This window comes from Stenotrophomonas sp. YJH_SMC_20 (genome assembly GCF_059367845.1).
In genome coordinates this window covers 40386-67219 of sequence record NZ_JCAFRG010000013.1, presented here as the reverse complement: position 1 = coordinate 67219, position 26834 = coordinate 40386, and the positions used below count along the sequence as shown (strand labels likewise).

The window sequence follows — 26834 nt, the reverse complement described above, 5'->3', positions numbered from 1 at the left end:
GGTCATTTCCGTTGAAACCACCCATTCAGGACACTTTCGTTACGGGATCGTTATGTGCCCCACAGGCCGCTCCCGCTACTACCCGCCCAACTCCCCCCAGGAAGCCCATGTCCGCCTCCCCCAAGGCGCTGCGCCCGCGTCCGCTGGTGCTCGCACTGTCGTCCCTGATGCTGGTTTCGCTGCCGGCCTTCGCGCAGGAAAGCGCGCCCACCACATTGCAGGAAGTGAAGGTCACCGGCTCGCGCATTCCGCGCGCCAGTGTCGAGGGGCCCTCGCCGGTGACGGTGATCAGCCGCGAGCAGATCGACGCGCAGGGCTACCGCAATGCCTTCGATGCGCTGAGCGCGCTGACCGAGAACACCGGCAACGTGCAGGGCGAGGACTTCGGCAATACCTTCACCCCGGCCGCCAACACCATCAACCTGCGCGGGCTGGGCCCGAACCGCACGCTGGTGCTGGTCAACGGCCGCCGCCAGGCCGACTATCCGCTGGCCTACGAGGGCTCGGTGAACGTGGTCAACCTGGCCAACATCCCCAGTGCGCTGATCGAGCGCATCGAGGTGCTGGCGGCCGGTGCGTCGGCGGTGTACGGCTCCGATGCCATCGCCGGTGTGGTCAACATCATCCTCAAGGACCGCTTTGAGGGCGTGGACGTGAACGTGCGGGCCGGCGGCACCCAGCAGGGCGGGGGTGACAACCAGCGCGCGCAGGTGGTCGGTGGCAGTTCCGGCGAGCGCTGGGATGCCCTGTTCGGCTTCGAGTTCGACGTGCGCAAGGCGATCCATGCGCGCCAGCGCGATTTCATGGACTCGCTGGATGATGACCCCGCCGGCAAGGCGCCGCAGGCGACCGCGATCGCGTATCGCCGCAACGCCGCTACCGGTCGCAACATCGATCCGGGCGCCAATGGCTGCGACGCGGCGTCGGACATCTATGGCGGCAGCGTGTTCCGTGCCTTCAACCCGCGCCAGGGCTGGTACTGCGGCAGCAACGAGGCCGCCGCCAGCTACTGGACGGTGCAGACCGAGAAGCGCAACCTCAACGGCTACGGCCTGCTGACCTTCCACGTCAACGAGACCACCGACCTGTTCGCCGATCTGGCCGTGGGCAGTGCACGCATCACCAACAACACCCGTGCGCCCACCTGGACCTCGGCGCGCAACTACTTCTACAACCAGACCACCGGCAACCTGGAAAGCTGGTACCGCCGCTTTGCGCCCGAGGAAATCGGTGGCCTGCCGCGCAACGCCAACCGCTTCCTGGAAAACTCATGGTCATTCAACGTCGGCGCGCGCGGCCAGATCGGCGACAGTGGCTGGGACTATGAGGCGGTGTACAGCCGCTCGCGTTACGAGAACCGCACCCGCCGCCCGGTGCTGCTGGCCGGTATCAACGAATACCTGCTTGGCCCGAAGCTGGGCGTGCGCAATGGCGTAGAGGTCTATGCGCCGGATCCGGCGCGCCTGTTCCAGCCGCTGAGCCCGAACGAGTACCAGAGCCTGTCCGGCTACCAGGAGAGCCGCAACGCGGCGTGGCTGCAGACCTTCAGCGCCAGCGTCAACGGCCGGCTGTTCGCACTGCCCGGTGGCGACGCTGCGCTGGCCGCGGTGGTCGAGGCTGGCAGCCAGGGCTATCGCAATCGACCGGACCCGCGACTGGGCACCGGTGAATTCTGGAACACCAGCGCCGGTATTGGTGCCGGTGGCGAGCGCGACCGCTATGCTGCCGGCGTGGAGCTGCAGCTGCCGTTGCTGCAGTCGCTCACCACCACCCTGGCCGGGCGCTATGACCAGTACCGTGCCGGTGGTGAGCACATCGGCAAGGCGACCTGGAGCTTCGGCGTCGAGTTCCGCCCGATCGAGAGCCTGCTGATCCGTGGTACCGCTGCCACCAGCTTCCGGGCGCCGGACATGAACTACGTGTTCGCGACCGAGACGCGTGGTTACAACCCGGGCATGACCGATTACTGGCGCTGCCGTACCGCAGGCCAGTCGTATGACAACTGCGATTACAACGGCCTGTCGATCGACTACAGCAACCGCGCCAACGCACAGCTGCAGCCGGAAACCGCCAAATCCTATGGTTTCGGCGTGGTCTGGTCGCCGCTGTCCGGGCTGGATTTCAGTGCTGACTACTACGACATCCGTATCGACAATGAGGTCACCAGCCTCGACACCAGCCGTATTCTTCGTGATGAAGCCGATTGCCGCCTGGGCCGCACGTTGGGTGGCGAAGCACGCGATATCGGTTCACCGCTGTGCCAGGACGCGCTGTCGCGGGTGATCCGCAACCCGTCCAATGCCACGGTGCAGCCGGACCAGGTAACCCGCGTGCTGATCAACCCGATCAACGCGGCCTCCGAATCGGTGCGCGGCCTGGACCTGAAGGGCAACTGGCGTTTCGATGCCGGCCACTATGGCCGGTTCACCACGCGCCTGGCCTACACCGTGGTGCTGGAGCACAAGTACCGGCAGTTCTCCGATGATCCGGAGCGTGACATCCGCAATTCGCTGGATGACTACCAGTGGCGCAGCAAGGCCAACGGCAGCATCACCTGGAACCAGGGTGACTGGACCACTACGCTGTACGGCAACCGCTTCGGCTCCCTGCCGAAGACCGATGGCAGTGGCCGCATCGCGCCGTACATGACGTACAACGCCAGCGTGTTCCGCCAGTTCGGCGAGAACCTGTCGGTGGGCGTGATCGTCAACAACCTGCGCGACAGCCGCCCGCCGGCGGACAGGAACGGTGGCGGCTGGCCGTTCTACCCGGTCGGCAACTACGACCCGTATGGCCGCCAGTACTGGGTGCAGCTGGACTACCGGTTCCGCTGATCGGGCGGGCAGACAGAAGGCCCGGCAATGCCGGGCCTTCTGCTGTGTCCCTATCCGCTGTGATGGCGCGCGCCGGCGGCCTAGGGCAGTGCCTGCTGCAGGTACGACTCGATGACGTAGCTGAAAGGCTGCTGCTGGCGGTCGCGCAACAGGGCACGCACCTCCAGGATCACGCCGCGGTCGCCTTCGCCCCGCGGCGGCCAGAACGTCTGGTCGGCCAAGGTCTGGCGCTGGAAACCGAGCGGGCCGACCACGCGACCGAAGGGTTCGTCGGTGCTGTCCAGCACCTGGTTCATGGCCGGGCTGAGATGGCCGGGCAGGTACCAGTTGTCGGCCTCGGACAGCACGCGGCTGCCGCAGACCAGCTGCACCCGGCGATAGCGCAGGTCGGCACCCGGCTTCACACCCAGCGCCTGCAGCACATCGGCGGGGGCAGGCTTGTCCTGGCCGTGCACACGCACCGCGCGGACCCGCGCCTGTTCGGCCAAGCCATGTTCGGCGCACCAGTATTCCAGCGTGGCAGTGGCGCTCTGTCCGGACAGCACGCGCTGGTGCAGGCGCTCGACCAGTGCAGCCGGGGCAATGCGCTGCTGGCCCGGCGGCGACTGCAGCGGCGCAGCGGCCGCCGCATCAGTGGCGGACAGGCTGGCGATCGGGGCGGCGGCAAGCAGGGACGCGGCCTGCCAGCGGCGGAGACGATCGTGGCGGTCGGACGGGCCCATGCGGCATCACAGCGGAAACAGGCGCCCATGTTACCCGTTCAGGGGTGTGCACGGCGTGGCTGCGACCGGTTGTCGCAGGGCAGTCATCGTTCTGGTGAATGCGTGCCATCCAGATATTTCGTTGGCCGATGGCTGCGGCGAGGCGCACGATGGCGCCATTCTTGGCATTCCGGGAGTTCCCGATGACCCTCCAGTTCGTCCATGGCGGTGTCGACCGCGACGGTGCGCCACTGCATTTCCATATCCGTGATGGCCGCATCAGCGGGCTCAATGGCGAGACCGCGCCGGATGACGGAGCGGAATGCGTCGACCTGCAGGGCTTCGCGGTGCTGCCCGGGCTGGTCGACGGCCACATTCACCTCGACAAGAGCTTTGTCGGCGACCGTTGGCACCCGCACCAGCCGGTGAACAGCCTGCGTGAGCGGCTGGCGGTGGAGAAGGCGGCGGTGGCGGATGCGGCACCGATGGTGGACCGTGCCGAGGCGCTGATCCGCCAATGCAGTGCTTTCGGTACGGTGGCGATGCGCTGCCATGTCGATATCGACGGCAGCACCGGTCTCGGCCATCTCGAAGCGGTGCGCGAGGCGGCACTGCGCTGCGCCGACATCATGCGGATCCAGCTGGTGGCGTTTCCGCAGGCCGGGGTGATGTCCTGTCCCGGCACCGCCGCCGTACTGGAGCAGGCGCTTGCCGCGGGCGTGGAGGTGCTCGGCGGCATCGACCCGACCACGCTCGATGGTGATGCCGAAGGCCAGCTGGCGCTGCTGTTCGGCCTGGCCGAGCGTTACGGCGTGCAGCTGGACATCCATCTGCACGAGCCCGGCGAAACCGGCCTGGCCCAGCTGCTGCGCATCGCGGCGCGGACGCGGGCTGCCGGCCTGCAGGGGCGGGTTGCGGTCAGCCATGCCTATTCGCTGGGCGAAGTGCCGCTGGCGCGCGCGCTGCAGGTGGGCGAAGCACTGGCCACGGCGGGTGTGGCGATCATGAGCAACGCGCCGGGCGATCATCCGTTCCCGCCGCTGCGCGCGCTGCATGATGCCGGTGTGCGCGTGTTCGCAGGCAACGACAACATCCGCGACTGCTGGTGGCCGTATGGCAACGGCGACCTGCTGCAGCGGGCGATGTTGCTGGGCTACCGTTCCGGCTTCTACACCGATGCCGACCTGATGCTGGCGCTGGACATGGTCACCACCCATGCCGCGCAGGTGATCGGGCTGCCGCAGCATGGCATTGCCGAAGGCCTGCCGGCCACCTTCGTGGCGGTGCGCGCCGATCACGGTCCGGCGGCCGTGGCCGCAGTGCCGGTGGAGCGACGCGTGGTGGTGGACGGCCGTTGGCTGTAGATCCAGGCCGCGCCAACCTCTGTAGCGCCGAGCCATGCCCGGCGGCTTTCAGGCGTAATCGTCGGCGCGGGTAGCGACGAATTCTTCCAGCCACGCCAGCAGATGGGCGATGTCGATGGCTTCGCCCTGTTCGACGCGCTTGAGCAGCAGCGTGCTGGCACCGATCTGCAGGCTGCTGTCGGCATAGCGCAGCACCGCATCGATGCCCCAGGCATCGGTGACCTGCATCCAGGCCAGGCCCGGCACGCGCTGGGCCAGAGTGTCACCGAACGCCACGCCCAGCGCTTCCCAGCCGCCGCAGGCGTCACGATCGATCAGTTCGGCATCGACCACGCGCTGCACTGTGCTGGCGGCCAGCGGCCATTGCACCGGCAACGTCGGGAAGCTGGCGGCCACGCGTGAGGCGATCCGTGCACGCTGGTGCTGCAGGTGCGTCTGCAGGGCTGCAGGCAGGGGATCGAATCGGGTCGGGGGTTGGTCGGACATGGCGAGGCGCCGTGGAGCACGGAAGCAGGGGGCACTGTACGAGGCGATGATGCCCGCCGTGCGGCAAGATTGATCAGATATCGATGATCAATGCGCGAAAGGCATCCACGCGTGGCGTGGATCTACCGTGGTCAGTCCGGCTCGCGCTGTACCTGCCGCCACAGCTCGCTGGCCAGTGCCCGCACCGCATCATCGGCATCGGCACGATGCAGCAGACCGATTTCGTAGTTGTCGATCACCGGCAGCCCGCGCTCGCCATCGACGATGCAGTGCTCGCGCGTGACCGCGCGGCGCGGCAGCAGGCTGATGCCGATGCCATCAGCCACCGCGCCCTGGATGCCACTCAGCGACGAACTGGTGAAGGCAATGCGCCAGCGCAGGCCCAGCGCTTCCACGGCGTGGATCATCTCGTCGCGGTACAGCCCTCGCGGCGGGAAGGTGACCAGCGGCAGCGGGTCCTGCTGCAGGCAGCTGCTGCGCAGGCTGTCGATCCAGTGCATCGGCTCGTGCCGGCAATGCACCGCCTGGCGGCTGTTGCGGCGTTGCTTGACCAGCACCAGGTCCAGCTCGCCGTGGTCGAAGCCCTGGGCCAGGTCACGGCTCAGGCCGCTGCTGATCTCCAGCTTCACCTGCGGGTGGCGGCGGCTGAAGGCGGCCAGCATGCGGGTGGTCTGCGGGTTGACGAAGTCTTCGGGTACGCCGATGCGGACCGCGGTTTCCACCGTCGCCCCGGCCAGCGCCTGTGCCATTTCCTCGTTCAGGTCGAGCATGCGCCGCGCATAGCCAAGCAGGGTGTGGCCGGCGTCGGTGGGGTGTACATCGCGGTGGCCGCGCTCGAGCAGGCGATGCCCGGCCAGTTCCTCCAGCCGCCGTACCTTCTGGCTGACCGTGGACTGCGTCGAATGCAGGCGCGTGGCCGCCGTGGTGAAGCTGCCGCAGTCGGCCACCATCACCAGCGCCCGCAGCAGGTCCAGTTCGAACAGGGTTCTATTCGATTTGGCACTGTCTTGCATTTGAACATTTCACTTCTGGATACCCAGGCCGACTTCTACCATGCGGGGCAGGGGCCGGCAATGCGCGACCCCTGCGACCATCGCCCTGCGGCGATGGAGAAAAGGAGACACCGTGATGCGCTTCCATTGCCCTGCTGGCTGGCCTGCACCGTTCACGCGCGTGCTGTTGTTGTGTCTGCTGGCCATGGTCACCCCTGCCTGCACTGCCACCTCCAGAGCCGACGCAGACGCGCGCCTGCGTGATGCCGCCAGCCGCGGCGATGCCGAGGCGGTGCGCGGCGCACTGGCCGAAGGTGCTGATCTGGAGGCGCGCGATGGCCAGGGCCGCACGGCGCTGCTGCTGGCAACGCATGGCAACAACGTGGATGCCGCGCGCGAACTGATCGAGGCCGGGGCAGACGTCAATGCCAAGGATGCGTTGCAGGACAGTGCCTACCTGTATGCCGGCGCGCGTGGCCTGGATGAGATCCTGGCGATGACCCTGGCGCATGGCGCCGACCTGCGCAGCACCAACCGCTATGGCGGTACCGCGCTGATTCCGGCCGCCGAGCGCGGTCACGTCGCCACCGTGCGCACGCTGCTGCGGGCCGGTGTGGCGGTGGACCATGTCAATCGGCTGCACTGGACCGCGCTGCTGGAAGCGATCCTGCTCGGCGATGGAGGTGCGCGCCACGTGCAGATCGTGCAGCTGCTGCTGGAGGCCGGTGCCGACCCGGAGCTTGCCGATGGCGATGGCGTAACGCCACTGGCGCACGCGCGCCAGCGCGGCTATACCGGAATTGAGACCCTGCTGCGCCAGCACGGCGCGGTGCGCTGAATGCAAACCCCTTCCACCCGCACGCTGGGCGTGCCCATCAGGATGCTGTCCATGTTCCGTTCCCGTCCGTTGTCCCTTGCCATCCTTCTTGCGGTGGCGCCGCTGTCGGTATCTGCTGCCGAGCGCGCCGACCTGCTGATCCGCAATGCCACCGTGGTCGACGTCGAGCACGCCAGCACGCGGGCCGGGCAGAGCGTGGTGATCCGCGGCGAGGACATCGTCGCGGTGGGCCCGGACGCGCAGCTGCGCAGCCAGTGGAGCGCGGCCCGCCAGATCGATGCCAAGGGCAAATACCTGATCCCGGGCCTGTGGGACATGCATGTGCACTTCGGTGGCGGCCCGGCGCTGATCGAAGAGAACAAGGCACTGTTGCCGCTGTACATCGCGCACGGCATCACCACCGTGCGTGACTGCTCCGGCGACCTGCCCGAGCAGGTGCTGCAGTGGCGTGGCGAGATCGCCAGGGGCACGCTGTTCGGCCCACGCCTGCTCAGTTCCGGCGCGAAGATCGAAGGCATCAAGCCGGTGTGGAAGGGCACGATCGAAGTGGGCAGCGAGGCCGACGTCGACAAGGCGATCACTCGACTGCAGCACGACAGGGTCGACTTCGTGAAGATCACCGACAGCACGCTGAAGCCGGATCTGTTCCTGTATTCGGCCAGCGCAGCGCGCAAGGCCGGCTTCAAGGCCTCGGGCCACATTCCGATGGCGCTGACGGTGGAGCAGGCGGTCGATGCCGGCCTGGCCTCGATCGAGCACCTGGACTACGCATTCAAGGCCGGCAGCAAGGACGAAGCGAAGATCGCCGCCGACTTCGGCGCCGGCCGCATCGACCGCGCGGAAGCCAATCGCCGCCTCGACGCCAGCTTCGACCGTGACACCGCGATGCACGCCTACCGTGATTTCGCCAAGCGCGGCGTATTCGTGACCCCGACCCTCAACGGTGGCCGTATCCTCGATTTCCTGGACCAGGATGACCACGCCAACGATCCGTACCTGGCCTACATCGGCCCGGGCCTGCGCGCGACCTACCAGTGGCGCGTGGACCGCGCGGCGAAGGCGACGCCGGCACAGATCGAGGCGCGCCACGCGCAGTACCACCAGGTGGCTGCCGTGCTGCCGTTGCTGCAGGAGGCGGGCGTGACGATCATTGCCGGCACCGATGCGGGCTTCCTCAACTCGTTCAACTTCCCGGGCATCGCCCTGCACCAGGAACTGCAGCTGTTCGTGAAGGAGGGCCTGAGCGCACCGCAGGCGCTGTCGGCCGCAACCCGTTCCGGCCCCGCCTGGTTCGGCCAGATGGACCGTTACGGTGGTGTCGCGCAGGGCAAGGCCGCCGATCTGGTGCTGCTGACCGCCAACCCGCTGCAGGACATTGCCGCCACCGAGAAGATCGACAGCGTGATCCTGCGCGGCAACGTGTATGACCGCGCCGCGCTGGACAAGATGCTGGCCGACACCAAGGCCAAGGTCGCGGCGTGGAATGCCGAGGCTGCGAAGGCCAATTGAGGGTGGGGCGGGGCGGAATCCACGCATGGCGTGGATCTACCCGTACCCTCAGTAGATCCACGCCATGCGTGGATGATGCGGCCGATGACCTAACGCGGTGCCGGCCGCATGCCGTGCAACTGCGGCAGTGCGGCCTTCATTGCATCGATGAAGGCGCGCAGCCGTGGCGGCTGCTGGCGCGCGGCAGGAAACACGACGTGTACCGGCAGTGCCGGTGCCTGCCAGTCCGGCAGCAGCTGCACCAGCCGCCCTTGTGCGAGGTCGTCGGCCACCAGCCAGGCCGAGATCACCGCTGCGCCCAGCCCGGCGCGTGCAGCCTGCTGTACCACGAACAGGTTATCGCTGAGCAGGCGCGGGCTGATTGACAGCGTATGCGCCCGGCCCTGCGCATCATGCAGCAGCAGGCGTTCGCGGTAGTAGGTGACCAGCGAGATCCACGGCAGTGACTGTGCCTGTTCCGGCGTACTGACCGCCGTGGCGTCCACCAGCGAGGGCGCTGCCACGACGATGCGCGGCACTTCTGCGAGCGGCAGTGCAACCATGCGCGGTTCGTCGACAGGGCCCACCCGCACCGCGCAGTCGATGCCTTCTGCGATGAAATCCGGGCGACGATCTTCAAGGATCCACTCCAGGCTCAGCTGCGGGTGCTGGGCGAGGAATGCGAGCATGGTCGGCAGCAGCTGCGCCTGGCCAAAGGCGTGCGGCACCATCACCCGCAGGCGTCCGCGCAGCGTTTCCGGTTCGCCGTTCAGCTCGGCCTGCAGCGACTCCCATTCGTCGACCACGCGCTGCGCATGACGCTGACAGCGCAGGCCGTCCTCGGTCAGTTGCAGGCCATGGGTGGAGCGCTGCAGCAGGCGCAGGCCGAGCTGCCGCTCCAGTGCCTGCAGGCGTCGGCTGACCGTCGGCTGGGTGGTGCCCAGCTGCAGGGCCGCAGCAGACAGGCTGCCGGCATCGACGATGCGCAGGAAGGTGCGCAGCAGATCCAGGCGATCAGCGCCGGTGGCGAGGTCATTCATGCGTGTGGCGTATGAAATATATGTGCCAGAGCCTACTACAGACGTATGGCGAATACAGGCAGGATACGCCCACTTCCTCTACGGGGCTCCCCCATGTCTACCCCCTCGCTGTCTGTTGCGGCCGCACCGGCGACCGTGCCTTCCGCCCCATTGGTGCTGGCAATGGCGGCCGGTGCCGGCTTCTCGGTCGCGTCGCTGTATTACAGCCAGCCCATGCTGGGCCTGATCGCCCAGGACCTTGGCGCCAGTGAGCGCGCCGCCGGCCTGGTGCCAACCTTGACCCAGCTCGGCTACGCACTGGGCATCCTGCTGCTGGCACCGCTGGGCGATCGCTTCGACCGCCGCCATCTGATCCTGTTGAAGTCCGCGCTGCTGGCGCTGGCACTGGGCGCCGCCGCGATGGCCGGGCACCTGCCGGGCCTGCTGATGGCCAGCCTGCTGGTCGGGCTGATGGCAACGCTGGCGCAGGACATCGTTCCCGCCGCTGCGGTGCTGGCACCGGATGCGCAGCGCGGCCAGATCGTCGGCCGGGTGATGACCGGCCTGCTGCTCGGCATCCTGTTGTCGCGAGTGGTCAGTGGCGTGGTGGCTGAAGCGTGGGGTTGGCGCACGCAGTTCGTACTGGCGGCGGTATCGGTGGCGGCGATGGGCGCGGTGATGGCGCGTGCACTGCCGCGTTTCGCGCCGACCAGCACGCTGCGCTATCCGGCGTTGCTGGGCTCATTGCTGGCGTTGTGGCGTGAGCAGCCGCAGCTGCGCCGTGCGGTGGCCAGCCAGTCGCTGCTGGCCGTGGGATTCAGCGCGTTCTGGTCGACCCTGGCGCTGATGCTGCATGCACGTCTGGGCCTCGGCAGTGCGGCGGCGGGTGCGTTCGGTATCGCCGGTGCGGCCGGTGCATTGGCCGCACCGTTTGCCGGCCGTTTCGCTGATCGACTGGGGTGCCATGCGGTGGCACGGCTGGCGATTGCGGTGGCGCTGCTGGGCTTCGGCCTGCTGCTGGCCGAAGCCTGGTTGCCGGCCGCCGCGCTGTTGCCGTTGCTGGTGGTGAGTGCGCTGCTGTTCGACTTCGGCTTCCAGTCGGCGCTGGTGGCGCACCAGACCCTGGTCTACGGGCTGGTGCCGCCGGCACGCAGCCGGCTCAATGCGCTGTTGTTCACCGGCATGTTCATCGGCATGGCCGCCGGTGGTGCGCTGGGCAGCCTGGCGCTGGCGCAGTGGGGGTGGCACGGCGTGGCCTGGCTGGCGGTGGTGTGTGCGGGCGGCAGCCTGGCACTGCGTTTGAAGTAGGGGGGTGTTCGGCAGGGCTTGCAGCCCTGCACCTGCTGGGAGCCGGAGCCACAGCAACATCAACATCAACAACAACAGCGGGGTTCCTGTAGGGAGGCGGGGTGGCTCCGGTTGCGGGGGACGCCGTGAATCCCCAGTCCGGCCCAGCCGCTGGCGGCTGGGCGTTCGGGCGCTTGCGAAGCAATGCTTCGCAAGCGAAGCGCCCTCACCCATGGGGGCTCGGTCGCGCCTTGCTCGTGTGCGCTGTCCTGCGCACACGGCAAGACCGGGGTTGGGCGTCCTGCCCAACCCGCCCGAGGCATGCCTCGGGCCCAAGCCGCTCACGCCCCCGCAACCGGACCCACCCCGCCTTCGACAGGTTCCTGCGGTCTGTTGGAATGGCTCTTGGGGTCAGATCCGTTTTCCGGAGGAAAACGGATCTGACCCCAGATTGATTTCGATATCTGACAGAAGTGTCGACCAAGGTCGACACCTACCAACCGCCATCGGAATCTGTCAGAGGTGGGGCGGTGTCGGAGTGCGGGGTGTCAGCCGCATGGATGCGGCTGCCAAGCTTACAGGGACGTACTTGCAGCGTCCCCGCATTCCGACACCGCCCCGCCATCCCACGGAAAGCCCGCTTTTGCTGTTGAGGTTGCCGGCCAGCGGCCGCCACTACCGTGGGTGCAGGGCGCAGCCCTGCCGGACAACCCCCTAATCGTGACCGCTGTCGTCCAGGCTGATGATGCCGCGCCGCAGCGCCTGGGTTACCGCATGCGTGCGATCACCCACGCCGAGCTTGTCCATCAGGCTCTTCATGTGCGCCTTCACCGTCTGCTCGGAAATCTGCATGCGCTCGCCGATGCGCTTGTTCGACAGCCCTCCGGCCACGTGCCGCAGTACCTCGGTCTCGCGCGGTGACAAGCGATCTTCCACTACATGCGCGGCGATGCTGGCCGCCACGGCCGGGGGAATCGGTGCGCGCCGGCCACCGGCGACCATGCGGATGGTGTCGACCAGTTCATGGCGCAGCATGTCCTTCAGCAGGTACGCGCTGGCGCCGGCCTGCAGCGCCCGCACCGCACGTACGTCACCACGGTAGGTGGTCAGCACGATGATGCGCGCGCGCGGATCCGTCGCGCGGATCCGCACGATGGCTTCCACACCATCCAGGCGTGGCATCTGCAGGTCCATCAGTACCACGTCTGGCTGCAGCTGCTGATAGCGCGCGATGGCTTCCTCGCCATCGGCGGCCTCGCCGAGCAGGCGCAGGTCGGAATGGGCGCCCAGCAGCGCAGCCAGGCCGTCACGCAGCAACGGGTGATCATCGACCACCAGTACGCCGATCGGGGTAGGGGATTCAGTCATGGCTCGTTCTACTCCAGGGCCAGCGCCAACGCGATGGGCGGCGGTGATACAGGCGACGGGCGGGAACCGCCAGCGCGACCTCGGTACCCAGCCCGGGGCGGGTCCACAGCTGCAGTTCCGCGCCGAGGCGCTGGGCGCGCTCACGCATGCCCTGCAGGCCCCAATGGCCATGGCCGGCGTTCTCGTCGGCAATGCCGGCGCCGTCGTCGCGCACGTGCAGCAGGAAACAACGCGTGCCATAGGACAGTTCCACTTCAATGGCACTGGCATTGGCATGGCGCAACGCATTGCGGATGGCCTCGCGCCCGATCAGGAACACCTCTTCGGCCGCGTCGGCCTGCAGCGGTGGCGTCGCGCCTTCCACGGTCAGGCGCAGGGGATTGATGCCATGCCCGGCGTATTCGGCGTGCACGTCGGCCAGCGCCGAAGCGAGGTCGCGGCCCGCGAACGGCGCCTCGCGCAGCGCATTGACCCGCTCGCGACCCTCGGCCAGGTTGCGCTCGGCCAGCTGCATCGCTGACTCCAGCTGGCTGCGTACCGGTTCCGGTGTCTGCGCTGACTGGCTGATCGCGTGCAGGCGCAGGATCAGGCCCTGGCTACCCTGCAGCAGGGTGTCGTGCAGGTCGCGCGCGATGCGTTCGCGCTCGCCGTTGCGTTCCTGCAGTCGGGCGCGGAACAGTGCGGCCAGCTGCCCGCTGCGGATGCGTACCGCCAGCACCAGCAGTGCAAGCACGGCGGCGGTGCACAGCAGCTTGAACCACACGGTCTGCATGAAGGTGGGAGCGATGCGGAAGCTGCGGCTGGCCGGTGCGGTGCTCCAGATGCCGTCCTCGTTGGCGGCTTCCACCTCGAACCGGTAGCTGCCGGGCGCGAGGTTGGTGTAGTACGCACGTGTGCTGCTGCCAGCGTCCTGCCAGCCGTCATCCACGCCCGACAGGCGGTAGCGGTAGCGGTTGCGCTCCGGACGTGCCAACGACAGCGCCACGTAGTCAATCTGCAGCTGGCTGGTGCCGGCCGGGAGGCGCAGGCCATCGCGTAGCGGCGCGTGCTCGCTGCCATACAGCACCTCGCCGATGCGCACGCTGGGAGCCATCGTATTGACGTGCGAGCGGGTGGTGTCCAGCCAGGCCAGGCCCTGGTTGGTGGCCAGCCACAGCAGGCCGTCGTCGGCCAGGGCGGCGGTAGCGATCGGTCCGCTCTGCAGGGCGATGCCGGGCATGCCGTCGATGGCATCGAACAGGCGTGGCGTCACTGGCAGACCGGTGCGCAGGGCACGGCGCAGCAACCCGCTTTCCATCCGTACCAGGCCACGGCTGCCGTTTAGCCACAGGTGTCCATTGGCATCGGCGACCATGCCGGTGATGCCCTCCAGGACACCGGCCATGTCGGTGCGCACCGGAACGAACCGGCCGTTGCCCAGCCGTGCCGCCAGCCCCGCTTCGCCGGCGACCAGCAGAAGGTCCCGGTGGTGCAGCATCGCGGTGACCGGCCCTACCGACAGGCCGTTCCCGGCGTCGAAGGTCTCGGTGCCGTTCGCACCCAGGCGGCGCAGGCGGCCATCGGCATAGCCGAGCAGCAGCTGGCCATCGGCATCCAGCGCCAGCGATGAGCAGGCCTGCTCGGGCAGGCGGATTTCACGCTGCCACTGGTCATGCTGGTAGTGCAGCACCCCGCGTTCGCCGGTGCAGACCCAGGCCTGTCCGTCATCGGGGAACAACAGGGCATGCAGCGGCTGCCCGGTGAACGGCGCCGGCAGCGGGATCAGTGTGGTGTGGCCGGCGACCGTGCGTGCGAGGTTGACCCAGTCGAACTGCCAGATCGGCGTGGGTGCCTGGCGCGCGGCGGCCTGCAGCTGTGTGGCGCTGCCATCAAGCAGGGTGCGCCGCAGGTCGTAGGGCTTGAGGTCTTCGCCATAGCCATACACGCGGCCATCACTGGCCCGCACCAGCGAGCGGTACGGATCGCTTGGGCCCACCGCCAGGGTGTGGACGCTGCGTGCGCGGAAGCGGTTGAGGCCGAGATTGGTGCCAATCCAGAGATTGCCTTCGCGATCGACGATGATCGGCACTGCCGATGTGGCGGTCAGTCCTTGCGGCGAATCGAAGCGTTCCATGCGCACGGCCCGGGTGCCGTCGAAGGTGATGCGGGCGACGCCGCCATGCGGGCTCATCGTGGCCCACAGCGCGCCATCGGCAGTGAACTGCAGGCGCGCAGCAACCAGTTCCGGCAACCGCCGCGCCTCACGTTCGCTGTCTGCCAGCAGACCCTGCGCGTTGGCCAGCGGCGAGGTGCCGCGCACCCGGTCGGCCAGCCACACTTCACCCTGCGGGCTTTCGGCCAGCGTCGCCATCTGCGAGACCGCGATGCCGGTGTCCTCGAACGCGGTCTGGCCCGCCGCACGCATCCAGATCTTCAGGTCGGCCAGCACCCAGAACCTGCCCCGGCTGTCGTGCAGCACCCACTGCACACGGCGCTCTGGCAGGCCGGCAGCGGCCGGCAGTGGCTGCCAGCGATGTCCGTCAAAGCGGCGCAGCCCGCCATTGATCGCCGCCCAGAGCTGGCCCTGGCGATCCTGGCTGAAGCGTGGGACCACGCCGACCGGCACCCCCTGCTCGCGGCCGTAGCTGCGCAGCTGCCCATGCGTGAACTGGCTGATGCCGGCCTGGAAGTAGCCGATCCACAGCGCACCGCCGGCGGCATGCGCCAGCGTGACCATGTTGGTGGACGGGAACTGGCTGCCGGCGGGCGCCGCCTGCCGTTCGAAGCGACGGCCATCGAAGCGGTACAGGCCCGAGCCGGTAGCCAGCCACAACAGGCCCTCACGGTCCTGGGCAATGTCCCAGATATCGCCCGGCGCGCCCTGACCGACACGCCAGGCGGTGTGTTCGTAATCGGGCAGCCCGCCGCTCACCGGCGGGCGCTGCACGGCAAAGGCGGGCAGGGAGGTCAACAGCAGCAGGCACGTCAGCAGCGTCGGCAGGCGACGCACGGACGGGAAGGGGCGGCCACGCATGGCGCGCATTCTGGCAGGTGTGGGGCAGTCCGGGGTGACCCGAACGGGGTAGGCGGCGTGCGCCGGCGTCGGCTATCACGCCGGCATGCCCTCCGGAGCCCCGCCATGCAGCGCCTGTTCGTGATGTTCCCCGACCGCGGTCCGGGCATCGGCCTGCTGTGGTTGCGGTTGTGCCTGTCCGCTGCGCTGTTCACGCCCGGCATGCAGGCGGGCGGGTGGTCGGCGTTGTGCCTGCTGGCAGTGCTGATGCTCATGCTGGGTGCGTTGACGCCGCTGGCGGCGCTGATGGCGGCCGTGGGCATGTTCGCGCAGCAGGCGCCGTGGCCGCAGGCGGCGCTGCCATTGGCGCTGTTGATGCTGGGCCCTGGCGCCTATTCATTGGATGCGCGGTTGTTCGGGCGCCGCCTGCTCGGCCGTCGGCCTCCCCCATTCGGGTAGGTGCTGGCCTCGACCGACGGGGGTAGGGCATCACGCAGGGGTCACGCACCATGGGGCACCCCTTCGCGGCGTCCCGCATGGCCACCCTCTTCCCGCCTGATCCGCCCGCCGCTTCACTGGCACCGCAACAGGCCGCCGCGTTGCAGCGCGCCCTGCGCTATGTCGATGAGCATCTGTCGCAGCCGCTGCGGGTGACCGAGCTGGCGGCGGCCGCCTGCGTCAGCCGCTTCCATCTGGTACGCCTGTTCCGCGCCGGTACCGGCGCCAGCCCGCTGCGCTATGTCCGCCGCCGTCGCATCGAGCGCGCGCGCCAGTTGCTGCCGGGTGCGCAGCTGCCAATGGCCTGCCTGGCCCAGCAGCTGGGCTTCTTCGACCAGAGCCACTTCGTCCGCAGCTTCCGCGCGGAGACCGGCTGCAGCCCCGGCCAGTACGTTGCCGGCGATGCCGCCCTGTTGCATCCCCTTGATCGTGTTTCCAACGGAGTCCACCCATGAGCCTTGCCACCGCCACTCCCGCCCCGGCGCTGCTGTCGCCGACCGACCACGCCCTGGTGCTGATCGACTTCCAGTCGCAGATGGCGTTCGCCACCCATACCATCGACATCTCCGCGCTGCGCAACAACGTGTCGCTGATCGGCAAGGGCGCCAAGGGCTTCAATGTACCGGTGGTGCTGACCACAGTGGCCGAAGCATCGTTCTCCGGGCCGATGTTCCCGGAACTGCCGCAGATCCTTCCGGGCCAGACGGTGTTCGATCGCACCTCGATGAACACCTGGGAAGACCAGCCTGTGATCGATGAGATCAACCGCATCGGCAAGCGCCGTCTGGTCATCGCCGGCCTGTGGACCAGCGTCTGCATCGTCGGCCCGGCACTGTCGGCGCTGGCGCAGGGCTTTGAGGTGTATGTGATCACCGATGCCTGTGGCGATGTCAGCGAGGAAGCGCACGAGCGTGCGATCACCCGCATGGTACAGGCCGGCGCGGTGCCGATGACCAGCGTGCAGTACCTGCTCGAACTGCAGCGCGACTGGGCACGGGGTGAAACCTACGACCTGACCACCGGCATTGCGCGCGACCACGCCGGCGGCTACGGCATCGGCATCCAGTACGCCAAGCGGATGTTCGGTGCGCAGGAAGGCGGGCACTGAGCATGGGTGCCGGCCATGGTCTCGACCTGGCCCTGCTGATGCTGCGCGTGGCGGCAGGAGGCTTCCTGCTGCCGCACGCGCTGGGCAAGCTGTTCGGCTGGTTCGGGGGGCCGGGGCTTTCCGGCTTCGCCACCGAGCTGCGCGGTTTCGGGCTGCCGGCAGTGGCACCGTTGCCATTGCTGTTGGCCTTGCTGCAGGTGTTGTCCGGGCTGGCCGTGCTGCTGGGGTGGCAGACCCGCATCGCTGCGCTTGCGGCGGCTGCCTTCATCGGCTTCACCGTGCTGTTGGCCCTGCCCAAGGGCTGGTTCTGGATGCGCGGCGGCAGTGAGTACCCGTTGATGTGGACCACGGTGCTGCTGGCCCTCGCGCTGGCCGGCCCCGGCGCCTGGGCGCTGGACGGCCAACGCTTTCCGGGAGAATTCGCATGAGTCACGATCCCCTCGATCACGACCGCCGCAACGTGGTGCTGGCCAGCGGCGCCGCTGTTGCGCTCGGCCTGGCAGGTCGCGCCGTTGCCGCACTCGATTCCACTTCCAAGGAGCGTCGCATGAGCACGCTGGTCATCCGCAATGCCCGCATCACCACCCTCGACCCGCAGCAGCCGCATGCGCAGGCGCTGGCTGTACAGGAAGGCCGCATCGTCGCCGTCGGCAGCGACGAGGAGATCATGCGCGGCTGGGGCAATGAAGCGACGCTGATCGACGCGCAGGGCCGGCGCCTGCTGCCCGGCCTCAACGACAGCCATACCCACCTCATCCGTGGTGGCCTGAACTACAACCTGGAACTGCGCTGGGACGGCCTGCGTTCGCTGGGCGATGCCCTGGACATGCTGAAGGCCCAGGTAGACCGTACTCCCGCGCCGCAGTGGGTCCGCGTGGTCGGTGGCTTTACCGCCGCGCAGTTCAACGAGAAGCGCCTGCCGACGCTGCAGGAGCTCAACGACATCGCACCGGATACGCCGGTGTTCCTGCTGCACCTGTATGACCGCGCACTGCTCAACCGCGCCGCGCTGCGCGCCTGCGGCTACAGCAAGGACACACCGGATCCGCCGGGTGGCCAGATCGTGCGCGATTCGCTGGGCAACCCGACCGGGCTGCTGCTGGCCAAGCCCAACGCGCTGATCCTGTACGCCACGCTGGCCAAGGGCCCGCGCCTGCCGATCGAGTACCAGGCCAACTCGACGCGCCACTTCATGCGCGAACTGAACCGGCTTGGCATCACCTCGGTGATCGACGCCGGCGGTGGCTTCCAGAACTACCCCGAGGACTACCAGGTCATCGAGCAGCTGCATCGCGATGACCAGCTGACGGTGCGCATCGCCTACAACCTGTTCACCCAGAACAAGGGCAGGGAAGTGGATGACTTCCGTGGCTGGAGCGAGATCCTGCAGCCGCGCCAGGGCGATGGCCTGCTGCGCCACAACGGCGCGGGCGAGATGCTGGTGTTCTCCGCCGCCGACTTCGAACTGTTCAACGAGCCGCGCCCGGAACTGCCGCCGGAGCTGGAGCCCGAACTGCACGACGTGGTGAAGCTGCTGGTCGAGAAGCGCTGGCCGTTCCGCATCCACGCCACCTACGACGAGAGCATCACCCGCATCCTGGATGTATACGAACAGGTCAACCGCGAGGTGCCGTTCGATGGCCTGCACTGGTTCATCGACCACGCCGAGACCATCACTCCGCGCAATATCGAGCGCATCCGCGCGCTGGGTGGGGGTATCGCCGTGCAGCACCGCATGGCCTACCAGGGCGAAGCCTTCGTCGAGCGCTACGGCGTGCAGGCGGCGCGGCACACGCCGCCGGTCAAGCGCATGTTGGCCGAGGGCGTGCCGGTGGGCGCAGGCACCGACGCCACCCGCGTGGCCAGCTACAACCCGTGGGTGGCGTTGTCCTGGCTGGTGACCGGGCGCACCGTGGGCGGGTTGGCCCTGTATGGCGAGGAAAACCTGCTCGAACGCGAGCAGGCGCTGCGCCTGTGGACCCAGGGCAGCGCCTGGTTCTCCGGCGACGAAGCAGTGAAGGGGACATTGAAGGTTGGTCAGCTGGCCGACTTCATCCTGCTCTCGGCCGATTTCTTCCGCGTCGACGACGCGCAGATCGCCGACATCACCAGCATGCTGACCGTGGTCGGCGGGCGCATCGTGCACGCCGACGGCGATTATGCTGGGCTGGCGCCGCAGCTGCCGCCGGCGATGCCGGACTGGTCGCCGGTCAACCGGTTCGGTGGTTACCACGTTGGTGGTGCCGCCACCGGATTGGCTGCTGCCCATCGCCACCATCACGGTGTGGCCTGCAGTACGCATGGTGCTCACGGTCATGCCGCGCATCACGCGGCGCCGACCGATGACCTGGCCGGGTTCTGGGGCGCGATGGGATGCTCGTGCTTCGCGTTCTGAGCCTGGCGCTGCTGTCCATGCCCTCGCTGGCGCTGGCCTGCGAGGGCGGGCGCTGCAGCGACGCGGGCAACGGCGAGCTGCAACTGGACGCATCGCTGCGCCTGCGTGGCCTGTACTACGATCCGACCCGGTTCGGTATCGGCGGCGGCGAAGATGGCTATGGCCTGCTGCGCGCACTGGCTTCGGCCACCTATGTGGAGGACGCCTGGCAGGCAAAACTGCAGCTGGGCGTGCATGCCGAGAATGGCAAGGCAGGCGGCCCGGGCCGCACCGACCGTGGTGCCTTGGACGTGCAGCAGGCGTACTGGCGCTGGCAGCGCGGTGGCTTCCATGTGCAGCTCGGCCGGCAGGAAGCCGGCTATGGCAGCTCGCGGCTGTTGTCGGTACGCGATGGGCCGAACATCCGCCTGGCCTTCGATGGTGCGCGCCTGGGCTGGAAGGGGCGGCTCGGCACGCTTGACCTGATGGCCCTGCGGCCGGTCGAGAACCGGCCGGGTGCCTTTGATGATCGCAGCGAACACGGTGCGCACCTGTGGGGTGCCTATGCCACCGCGGCACGCGGGCAGGGCGTGGGACAGTGGGATCTGTACCTGCTGGACTATCGTCGCGAAGGTGCGCGCTTTGCGGCGGGCTCGGGAACCGAGCGCCGGCAGACACTCGGTGCGCGCTGGTTCGGCCAGTCAGGTCTGCTGGACTGGAACAGTGAGCTGGTGGCGCAGGGCGGTGAACTGCGTGCCGCCACCGGCCCACTCGACGTCCGTGCCTGGACGCTGGCGACCGACACGGGCTGGCGCTGGAGGGAGCGGCCGCTGCAACCGCGGCTGGGGCTGAAGGCCGACATCGCCAGTGGCGATGGCAACCTGCACGACCGGCGACTGGGCACCTTCAATGCACTGTTCCCGAAATCGGCCTACTTCAGCGAGGCCAGCCTGCTGGCCCCGGCCAATCTGATGGACCTGCAGCCGACCCTGGCCCTGCGCCTGCACGACGCGGTGACGACGGAACTGGGCGTACAGATGGCCTGGAAGCATCGTCGTGCCGATGCGGTCTACACCACGCCGGCGCCGCTGGTGGCGTTGCCGGGCAGCGCCGGTGGCGCGCGCCGCATCGGCACCCAGTACAAATCCGAAACCCGCTGGCAGGCCAGCGAACACTGGCAATGGCAGCTGCAGCTGGCCTGGGTCGACGCCGGTCCTGCACTGAAGCAGGCTGGAGGCCAGGACACGCTGTTCGCCTCGATCGTTGGAGCATGGCAATGGTGAACGCAACCGCGTCGCAACCCCCCGTACAGGACGCAGGTGCCTGGTCCCCGCTGAAGATCCAGATGTTCCGTTCGATCTGGCTGGCAATCCTGGCCAGCAACATCGGCACCTGGGTCAATGATGTAGCCGCCGCCTGGGTGATGGCCGAACGCACCGGTTCGCCGTTGATGGTGGCCCTGGTGCAATCTGCCACCACGGTGCCGATCGTGCTGCTGGCGCTCGCTGCCGGCACCCTGGCCGACATTGTCGATCGCCGGAAGTACCTGCTGGCGACCCAGGGCTGGATGCTGCTGGTGGCCGCAGCGATGGCCGCGTTGACCGCGATGGACCTGCTGACCCCGCAGTTGCTGGTGCTGCTGACCTTCTGCATGGGCTGTGGTGCGGCGATGGCAATGCCCGCGCAGGCCGCCATTGTCTCCGAGCTGGTACCGCAGCCGATGCTGGCCTCGGCGGTGGCGCTGAACTCGATCGGCATCAACATCGCGCGCTCGATCGGCCCGGCCATTGGTGGCGTGATCGTGGCGCAGCTGGGTGCGGTGTGGGCATTCGGCTTCAACGCCATCACCTTCGCCGCGATGCTGTTCGTGGTGTGGGGCTGGACGCGTGATCCCAAGCAGTCCAGCCTGCCACCGGAAGGTTTCGGTGCCGGCTTGAAGGCGGGCCTGCGTTACGCCAGCCGCGCCGGGCGGCTGCAGGCGGTGCTGATCAAGTCGGTCGGCTTCTTCTTCTTTGCCGCGGCGATGAACGCGCTGTTGCCGGTGGTGGTGCGTGGGCAGATGCATGGCGGGGCGGGGCAGTACGGCATGCTGCTGGGCTGCATCGGCATCGGCGCAGTGGGCGGTGCGCTGCTGCTGCCGAAGCTGCGTGCGCAGCTGGATCGTGACCTGTTGGTACTGCTGGCGACCTTGTCGCTGGCCCTGAGCCTGGTCGGGCTGGCGCTGACCCGCAGCTGGTACGTGCTTCCGGCGGTGATGCTGGTCAATGGATTTGCGTGGATCACCGTGCTGTCGTCGCTGCAGATCGCTGCGCAGACTGCGGTTCCGGCATGGGTACGTGCGCGTGCGCTGGCGCTGTACATCATGGTGTTCTCTGCCGGCATGGCCGCCGGCGGCCTGAGCTGGGGCGCGCTCGCACAGCGTACGTCGCCGGAGCTGGCGTTGCTGGTGGCTGCCGCAGGTGCGGTGATCGGCGGATTGCTGGTGTGGCGCGTGCGCATTGCTGGCACCGAGGATCTGAACCTGCGTCCGGCCGGGCACTGGCCGGCGCCGGAACTGTCGGTGCCGGTGTCGAATGATCGGGGGCCGGTGCTGGTTACCATCGAGTACCGCATCGACGATGCTGACCGTGCCACGTTCCAGGCGCAGATGCGCGCGCTGGGCACGATCCGTCGCCGCGACGGTGCGGTGGTCTGGGGTGTGGTCGAGGACGTGGCCAGCCCGGGCATCCACTTGGAGTATTTCGTGACCCCGTCGTGGCTGGAGCACCTGCGCCAGCACGAGCGCATCACCGCGGATGACAAGGCCATCCAGGAAGTGCTGCGGGAGCTGCATCGCGGCGAGCGCGCCCCCGTGGTGCGTCACTTCGTGGGAGGGCATGACCCGCTGCCAGCCGCCGTGCCGCATCACCACACCGACATCTGACCCGCCGGTGGTAGAGCCGGCCGCTGGCCGGCTGCGCGTGATCACGATGGATGATCGGGTTGCCGGCCAGCGGCCGGCACTACCGAAGGAGCGGCGGCGCCCTGGGGCGCCACCGCGGGACATCATTTGCGCGCGAACGCCAGCAGGTCGGCGTTGAACTGGTCGGCGTGGGTGATGGTCAGGCCATGCGGCGCACCGGCGTACACCTTCAGTTCGGCATCCTTGATGATCTGCGAGGACAGCTTGGCCGAGGCATCGAACGGCACGATCTGGTCGTCATCGCCGTGCACGACCAGCGCCGGCACGTCGATCTTCTTCAGGTCCTCGGTGTAGTCCACTTCCGAGAATTCGTGCACGCAGTCGTACTGGCCCTTGACGCCACCGAGCATGCCCTGCAGCCAGAACGCATCGCGCATGCCCTGGGTGACGTTGTTGCCATCGCGGTTGGCACCGAAGAACGGTGTGGTCAGGTCCTTGAAGAACTGCGAGCGGTCACCGCCCGTTCCCTTGCGGATGCCGTCGAACACCTCCAGCGGCGTGCCGGCCGGGTTGGCATCGGTCTTCAGCATCAGCGGCGGCACCGCGCCGACCAGCACCACCTTGGCCACGCGCGCGCTGCCGTGGCGGCCGACGTAGTGGGCCACTTCGCCGCCGCCGGTGGAATGGCCGACCAGGATCGCATCCTTCAGGTCCAGCGTCTCGAGCACTGCAGCCAGGTCATCGGCGTAGGTGTCCATGTTGTTGCCGTCCCAGGTCTGGCTGGAGCGTCCGTGGCTGCGGCGATCGTGGGCGACCACGCGGAAGCCGTTCTGGCCCATGAACAGCATCTGCGGATCCCAGGCATCGGACGACAGCGGCCAGCCGTGGGCGAAGACGATCGGCTGGCCGGTACCCCAATCCTTGTAGAAGATGCGGGCGCCGTCGGCGACGGTGATGAAGTTGCTCATTGTGGTTTCCTTGGCGGAAGGGAGGGACGGCCCCGGCGTGGATGCCGGAGCCTCCGGCAGTACAGCGCAGCGCCAGAGCGGCGACTTGCACGGCTGTGCTGGATTGCGCCGGATGTGACGCATATCGCTCTAGCACGAAGCCGTTCCGGCATTGACGATGGCGGCTGCCCTGTCGAGGAGCCTGCAATGTCGAATGCGTTCTGGAGCCTGTGGGTGTGCCTGCTGCTGACCACGGCGGCGCACGCCCGGACCAACGTCTACAAATGCGTGGACGGGCCGCATCCTGTCTACCAGCAGACGCCGTGCCAGGGGCGTGCGGAATGGCGCTGGGAGGTGCCGCCGGAGCCGCCTTCGACAGGTGCGACCGTGGCCAAGCCAGCGAGCCCGGCCTCAAGCCGTCCGCGTGTGGTGCAGCAGGGGCGTGCGCGGGCCGCTCTGATACCCATCAGCACCGATCCCGCCGCCTGTGAGCACGCGCGGCAGCAACGCGGGAAGGCGCTCGCCCAGGCCAAGCGCCTGGACTTCGTACAGCGGCGGCAGCTGGATGATGCGGTGCATGACGCGTGCCGTTGAATCCAGGTACCAGAAACGAAAACGGCGCCCAAGGGCGCCGTTGAGAGCAGATGCCAGGTGCCGGACCTCAGCGACCGTCGCTGGCCGTCGCCGGTGCCGGCGAGGGCACGCTGTCCGGCTTGGGCAGGCTCAGCTCCGGGTTGCCCTGTTCGGCCTGCAGGATCTGGATGCGGCGCTGCAGGGCGTCCAGCTGGCTGTTCGTGCTCTGCACGTCGCTGCTCAGGCTGACTGCCTGCTGCTGGGCCTGCTGCAGGGCCGCGCTGACCTGGGCCGACTGCGCCTGCTGCTGTTCCATTTCCTGCTGCAGGGTGCGCAGGCGTTCCTCGTTGTAGGCCACCAGGCGCTCGGTATAGCGCTTGCCGGCTTCCAGGCGGGTGGTGTCGATGTAGACCTGGGCAAGCTGCTCGGACTGTTGCGCGAAGGTGCGGTAGACACGCTCGGCGTTGTCGACGGCGTCAGTCTTGATCACCCGCCAGAAATTCTTCTCCTGGAACAGGGCGACGTAGTAGGTCAGGGTGTTGGCGTTGAACAGCAGGCTGGCGCCGTAATTGCCGTTGTAGGTGGTGCGCAGCTCGGTCAGCTGGCGGGCATCCATCAGCTGCTTGAGCTCGTCAACGGTATTGCGCACCACCGGTGCGCTATGAGCGGCCGGCTCTGCGGCAGCTTCGCGGTCGCCACGGGCAGCCATCGCCGCCGGTGCCACCAGCATCATGCTCACGGCCAGCAGTGCCGCGCCGTACGCGCGCCGGGCGAAGACCGCGCCCCCTGAAGTTTCTCGCATGTCTAGACCATCCACGGATGAGTGTGGGTTGAGATGAAAGTGGTTCCCCGCCGGGAGTCTAGCATGTGCGCGGGCGCCGCCAAGGGCGCCCGTCACGGGTCAGTAGACCAGCTGTGCGGCGCTGCACTGGATCGACTGCACGTTGACGTCGGTGCGCCCCAGCTCCAGGCCCAGCACGCTGGCCAGCAGGTTGGTCAGCAAGGTGCCGACGCTGTTGAGGACCGGGCGCAAGGCGGACAGGATCGGCTTCAGCAGCGTGCACAGCAGGCCACTGCAGCTGACCGTGCCATCGGGGTTGGTGACGCCGGTGCCGCCGGTGCCGTCAAGGAACCCGGCCGGCGCGGTCTGTATGTACGAGGCCAGGTTGTTGCGCACGCAGCCGTTGTAGTCGATCAGGTTGCCCAGCAGGCTGTCGCAGCGGTTGATCAGCAGGCCGCCCACCAGCGAGCCGAGCAGTCCATCGAGCACGCCCAGTCCTTGACCGGTGACCGTCACCTTGAACGCATCCCAGACCGGACCGTCCTTGTGGCAGGTGGACAGGTTCAGCAGGCCACAGGCGTAGGGCAGGCCTCCTGGTACGGTCCAGCTGTTGAGCGGGGCCAGTTGCCGGCTGGCGTCGCCATCGCGCAGCAGTGGAATCAACTTGTCCACCTCATACCGGGTGTTCGGCGGGAAGGTGGCCTGCAGGTAACGGTCGGCCAGGGCCTTGGCTGTGTCGTTGGCACTCATGCCCTGCTTGGGTGAACTGAGCATGCCCGACAGCACGCGCAGCAGCTCATTGACAAGGTCGGATACTGCGTTGCCGAGAGCAAGTGGATTGATGCGCGTCGAGCCGGTTTCGCCAGCGGCCAGGGTGAGGTTCTGCGAGCTGGTCAGGGCCGGCAGCGTGATCTTGTCGTTGATCAGGGGTTGTCCGAGCAGTTTCAGCAGCTGTTCGTTGTTCAGCGTCGCGTCGCAGACATTGTTCTTCGAGAAACGCTGCGATGGATCGACGTTGCCGACGCAGGCCCGCAGGACCGACGAATCCACCTGGATGGTGGCCCTGGGTGGATTGGCGCCACACTGGATTCCGGTCAGCGTTCCCATTCCGTTGGCGACATCGACATGCAGCGGCAGGTGCAGGCGCGTGCCCAGCAGGTTCAGAAGTGGCCCCAGTGCGAACAGGTTGTTGCTGTCCACGTCTGCCACCAGCCTTACCTGCGCGTTGTAGGCGCGGCTGCCGACACCGCCGATGGCGATCGATGGCGGCTCGACCACGCCGGCCTGGATCTTGATGCCCAGCAGGTCCAGCCCCTTGACCGCCACGCCGTTGCCATCGTTGGCGATGGAGATCGCAGTGTTGATCAGGTTGAGCACGTTGATCTGTGACTCCAGTGCACTGCCGACCGTGCCGTCGGGCGAGACGACTTCGGCGAAAAGGCCGCCGCCGCCGGACTGGCTGCCCAGCACGATGTTGAGCTTGTTGATGTCCAGCTGGGTGGCAACCAGGTCGGACAGGGCGCGCAGCTGCACGCCCACCGTGGAGTCGCGGCCGACCACGGTGGCGGTGGCGTCGACCAGCTGCGCCAGCGAAACCTTGTTGACCGACAGAAGCCGGTTGAAGTCAGCCACGCTGAGGTTGGCGCTGACCGGGATGTTCAACGCCTTGAGCAGGCCCGATGGCGTGATGTTGGCCTGGGCGAGGCCGTCATAGGAGAGCACGGTCGCGTTGGTCACATCCAGGCCGACCAGGCGCAGGGTCGACAACAGTACCGAGTCGCCATTGGTGCGCAGTAGCTGCGAACCGACCGCGAACACCGCAGTCGGTTCGGAACGGCGGGCCACGGCCTCCACGCTGACGGTGGGCAGGGTGGTGTTCTGCCCGAAGAACGGCAGCACGCTGCGCTGCGCGACGACCTGCACGGCGTTGCGCGGGTTGCTGGCATCGATGGTGGTGACGAAGCGGTTGGCGGTGGTGCGGTTGGCGCTCCAGTTGCCGCAGCGGATCTGCAGGCTCCCTTCGAACGTGTTCTGGGTGAGTGCGCTGTGCCGCGCAGCGCTGTTGTCGCTGTTGTCCGAGGTGCACAGCTCCAGTCGTTGCGCTCCGGCCAGTGCGGCCAGATCAGCAACTTTCTGCGCATCGCGCTTGGCCCAGAACAGGTAGCCGATCTCGATCAGGCCCAGCATCGCCAGCAACGCCAGCATGACCAGCATCATGGTGATCGACATGCCGCCCCGTGCGCGGCTGAAACTGAACTGGCGTGGGCGTTTCATGGCCTACC

The 26834-nt window shown here is 67.9% G+C and carries 22 protein-coding genes; 13 read left to right on the top strand and 9 right to left on the bottom strand.

Annotated elements, in window-relative coordinates:
* Nucleotides 1-107 precede the first annotated feature (107 nt).
* The gene (locus tag AC5P6A_RS18790) at nt 108-2834 is read left to right on the top strand and encodes a TonB-dependent receptor plug domain-containing protein (protein WP_111102362.1); all 2727 of its coding nucleotides are present in this window, start codon (nt 108-110) and stop codon (nt 2832-2834) included.
* A gap of 80 nt (nt 2835-2914) precedes the next feature.
* On the opposite strand, the gene AC5P6A_RS18785 is transcribed toward AC5P6A_RS18790, so the two are convergent.
* Complete coding sequence (locus AC5P6A_RS18785; protein WP_346715255.1) at nt 2915-3556, bottom strand: hypothetical protein; 642 nt, start codon at nt 3554-3556, stop codon at nt 2915-2917.
* A 182-nt stretch (nt 3557-3738) separates the two neighbouring features.
* On the opposite strand from AC5P6A_RS18785, the gene AC5P6A_RS18780 reads away from it, so the two are divergent.
* Nucleotides 3739-4899 carry an amidohydrolase family protein gene (locus AC5P6A_RS18780; protein WP_346715256.1) on the top strand — a complete coding sequence of 387 codons (1161 nt, stop codon included), beginning with the start codon at nt 3739-3741 and terminating at the stop codon, nt 4897-4899.
* A 48-nt stretch (nt 4900-4947) separates the two neighbouring features.
* On the opposite strand, the gene AC5P6A_RS18775 is transcribed toward AC5P6A_RS18780, so the two are convergent.
* A complete protein-coding gene (locus AC5P6A_RS18775) occupies nt 4948-5385 on the bottom strand; it encodes a DUF3806 domain-containing protein (protein WP_346715257.1) in 438 nt (145 codons plus the stop codon).
* Nucleotides 5386-5516: 131 nt separating this feature from the next.
* Nucleotides 5517-6398 (bottom strand): LysR substrate-binding domain-containing protein, encoded by an 882-nt coding sequence (locus AC5P6A_RS18770; RefSeq protein ID WP_346715258.1) that lies wholly within the window; start codon nt 6396-6398, stop codon nt 5517-5519.
* Between the two features lie 115 nt (nt 6399-6513).
* Here AC5P6A_RS18770 and AC5P6A_RS18765 point away from each other — a divergent pair, with 115 nt between their 5' ends.
* On the top strand, nt 6514-7215 hold the full coding sequence (locus tag AC5P6A_RS18765) for an ankyrin repeat domain-containing protein (RefSeq protein WP_346715259.1): 702 nt from the start codon (nt 6514-6516) through the stop codon (nt 7213-7215).
* A 51-nt stretch (nt 7216-7266) separates the two neighbouring features.
* Nucleotides 7267-8724: an amidohydrolase family protein gene (locus AC5P6A_RS18760; RefSeq protein ID WP_346715260.1), complete on the top strand. Its 1458-nt coding sequence runs from the start codon at nt 7267-7269 to the stop codon at nt 8722-8724.
* Nucleotides 8725-8813: 89 nt separating this feature from the next.
* Here the strand turns inward: AC5P6A_RS18760 and AC5P6A_RS18755 are convergent, their stop codons facing one another.
* Complete coding sequence (locus AC5P6A_RS18755; protein WP_346715261.1) at nt 8814-9743, bottom strand: LysR family transcriptional regulator; 930 nt, start codon at nt 9741-9743, stop codon at nt 8814-8816.
* Between the two features lie 93 nt (nt 9744-9836).
* On the opposite strand from AC5P6A_RS18755, the gene AC5P6A_RS18750 reads away from it, so the two are divergent.
* Entirely contained in the window at nt 9837-11030 is a 1194-nt protein-coding gene (locus AC5P6A_RS18750; RefSeq protein ID WP_346715262.1) for an MFS transporter, read from the top strand.
* A gap of 693 nt (nt 11031-11723) precedes the next feature.
* Here the strand turns inward: AC5P6A_RS18750 and AC5P6A_RS18745 are convergent.
* A complete protein-coding gene (locus tag AC5P6A_RS18745; protein ID WP_346715263.1) occupies nt 11724-12377 on the bottom strand; it encodes a response regulator in 654 nt (217 codons plus the stop codon).
* Nucleotides 12370-15399: a sensor histidine kinase gene (locus AC5P6A_RS18740; protein ID WP_346715264.1), complete on the bottom strand. Its 3030-nt coding sequence runs from the start codon at nt 15397-15399 to the stop codon at nt 12370-12372. The genes AC5P6A_RS18745 and AC5P6A_RS18740 overlap by 8 nt, the downstream gene beginning before the upstream one ends.
* A 96-nt stretch (nt 15400-15495) precedes the next feature.
* Between AC5P6A_RS18740 and AC5P6A_RS18735 the strand changes: the two genes are divergently transcribed.
* The 7 genes from AC5P6A_RS18735 to AC5P6A_RS18705 all read left to right on the top strand — a co-directional run bounded on the left by AC5P6A_RS18735 (nt 15496) and on the right by AC5P6A_RS18705 (nt 22272).
* Nucleotides 15496-15828 carry a hypothetical protein gene (locus AC5P6A_RS18735; protein ID WP_346715265.1) on the top strand — a complete coding sequence of 111 codons (333 nt, stop codon included), beginning with the start codon at nt 15496-15498 and terminating at the stop codon, nt 15826-15828.
* Nucleotides 15829-15878: 50 nt separating this feature from the next.
* Nucleotides 15879-16322, top strand: a complete 444-nt coding sequence (locus AC5P6A_RS18730; protein ID WP_050562701.1) for a helix-turn-helix transcriptional regulator — start codon at nt 15879-15881, stop codon at nt 16320-16322.
* The gene (locus tag AC5P6A_RS18725; RefSeq protein WP_346715266.1) at nt 16319-16975 is read left to right on the top strand and encodes a hydrolase; all 657 of its coding nucleotides are present in this window, start codon (nt 16319-16321) and stop codon (nt 16973-16975) included. The genes AC5P6A_RS18730 and AC5P6A_RS18725 overlap by 4 nt, the downstream gene beginning before the upstream one ends.
* Nucleotides 16976-16977: 2 nt before the next feature.
* Nucleotides 16978-17403, top strand: a complete 426-nt coding sequence (locus tag AC5P6A_RS18720; protein ID WP_346715267.1) for a DoxX family protein — start codon at nt 16978-16980, stop codon at nt 17401-17403.
* 119 nt (nt 17404-17522) lie between these two features.
* Entirely contained in the window at nt 17523-19370 is a 1848-nt protein-coding gene (locus tag AC5P6A_RS18715; protein WP_346715277.1) for an amidohydrolase, read from the top strand.
* Nucleotides 19349-20632, top strand: coding sequence for an alginate export family protein (locus tag AC5P6A_RS18710; protein ID WP_346715268.1), 1284 nt, complete (start codon nt 19349-19351; stop codon nt 20630-20632). Before AC5P6A_RS18715 ends, AC5P6A_RS18710 begins: the two co-directional genes overlap by 22 nt.
* Nucleotides 20626-22272, top strand: a complete 1647-nt coding sequence (locus AC5P6A_RS18705) for an MFS transporter (RefSeq protein ID WP_346715269.1) — start codon at nt 20626-20628, stop codon at nt 22270-22272. Before AC5P6A_RS18710 ends, AC5P6A_RS18705 begins: the two co-directional genes overlap by 7 nt.
* 122 nt (nt 22273-22394) lie before the next feature.
* Here the strand turns inward: AC5P6A_RS18705 and AC5P6A_RS18700 are convergent, their stop codons facing one another.
* Complete coding sequence (locus AC5P6A_RS18700; protein WP_180877665.1) at nt 22395-23219, bottom strand: alpha/beta fold hydrolase; 825 nt, start codon at nt 23217-23219, stop codon at nt 22395-22397.
* 186 nt (nt 23220-23405) lie between these two features.
* On the opposite strand from AC5P6A_RS18700, the gene AC5P6A_RS18695 reads away from it, so the two are divergent.
* Nucleotides 23406-23792 carry a hypothetical protein gene (locus AC5P6A_RS18695; RefSeq protein WP_155029728.1) on the top strand — a complete coding sequence of 129 codons (387 nt, stop codon included), beginning with the start codon at nt 23406-23408 and terminating at the stop codon, nt 23790-23792.
* A gap of 67 nt (nt 23793-23859) precedes the next feature.
* Here the strand turns inward: AC5P6A_RS18695 and AC5P6A_RS18690 are convergent, their stop codons facing one another.
* Both AC5P6A_RS18690 and AC5P6A_RS18685 read right to left on the bottom strand, forming a co-directional pair.
* Nucleotides 23860-24573 (bottom strand): DUF2968 domain-containing protein, encoded by a 714-nt coding sequence (locus AC5P6A_RS18690; protein WP_180877666.1) that lies wholly within the window; start codon nt 24571-24573, stop codon nt 23860-23862.
* Between the two features lie 99 nt (nt 24574-24672).
* Nucleotides 24673-26826 (bottom strand): TadG family pilus assembly protein, encoded by a 2154-nt coding sequence (locus tag AC5P6A_RS18685; protein WP_164145124.1) that lies wholly within the window; start codon nt 26824-26826, stop codon nt 24673-24675.
* Nucleotides 26827-26834: the final 8 nt, after the last annotated feature.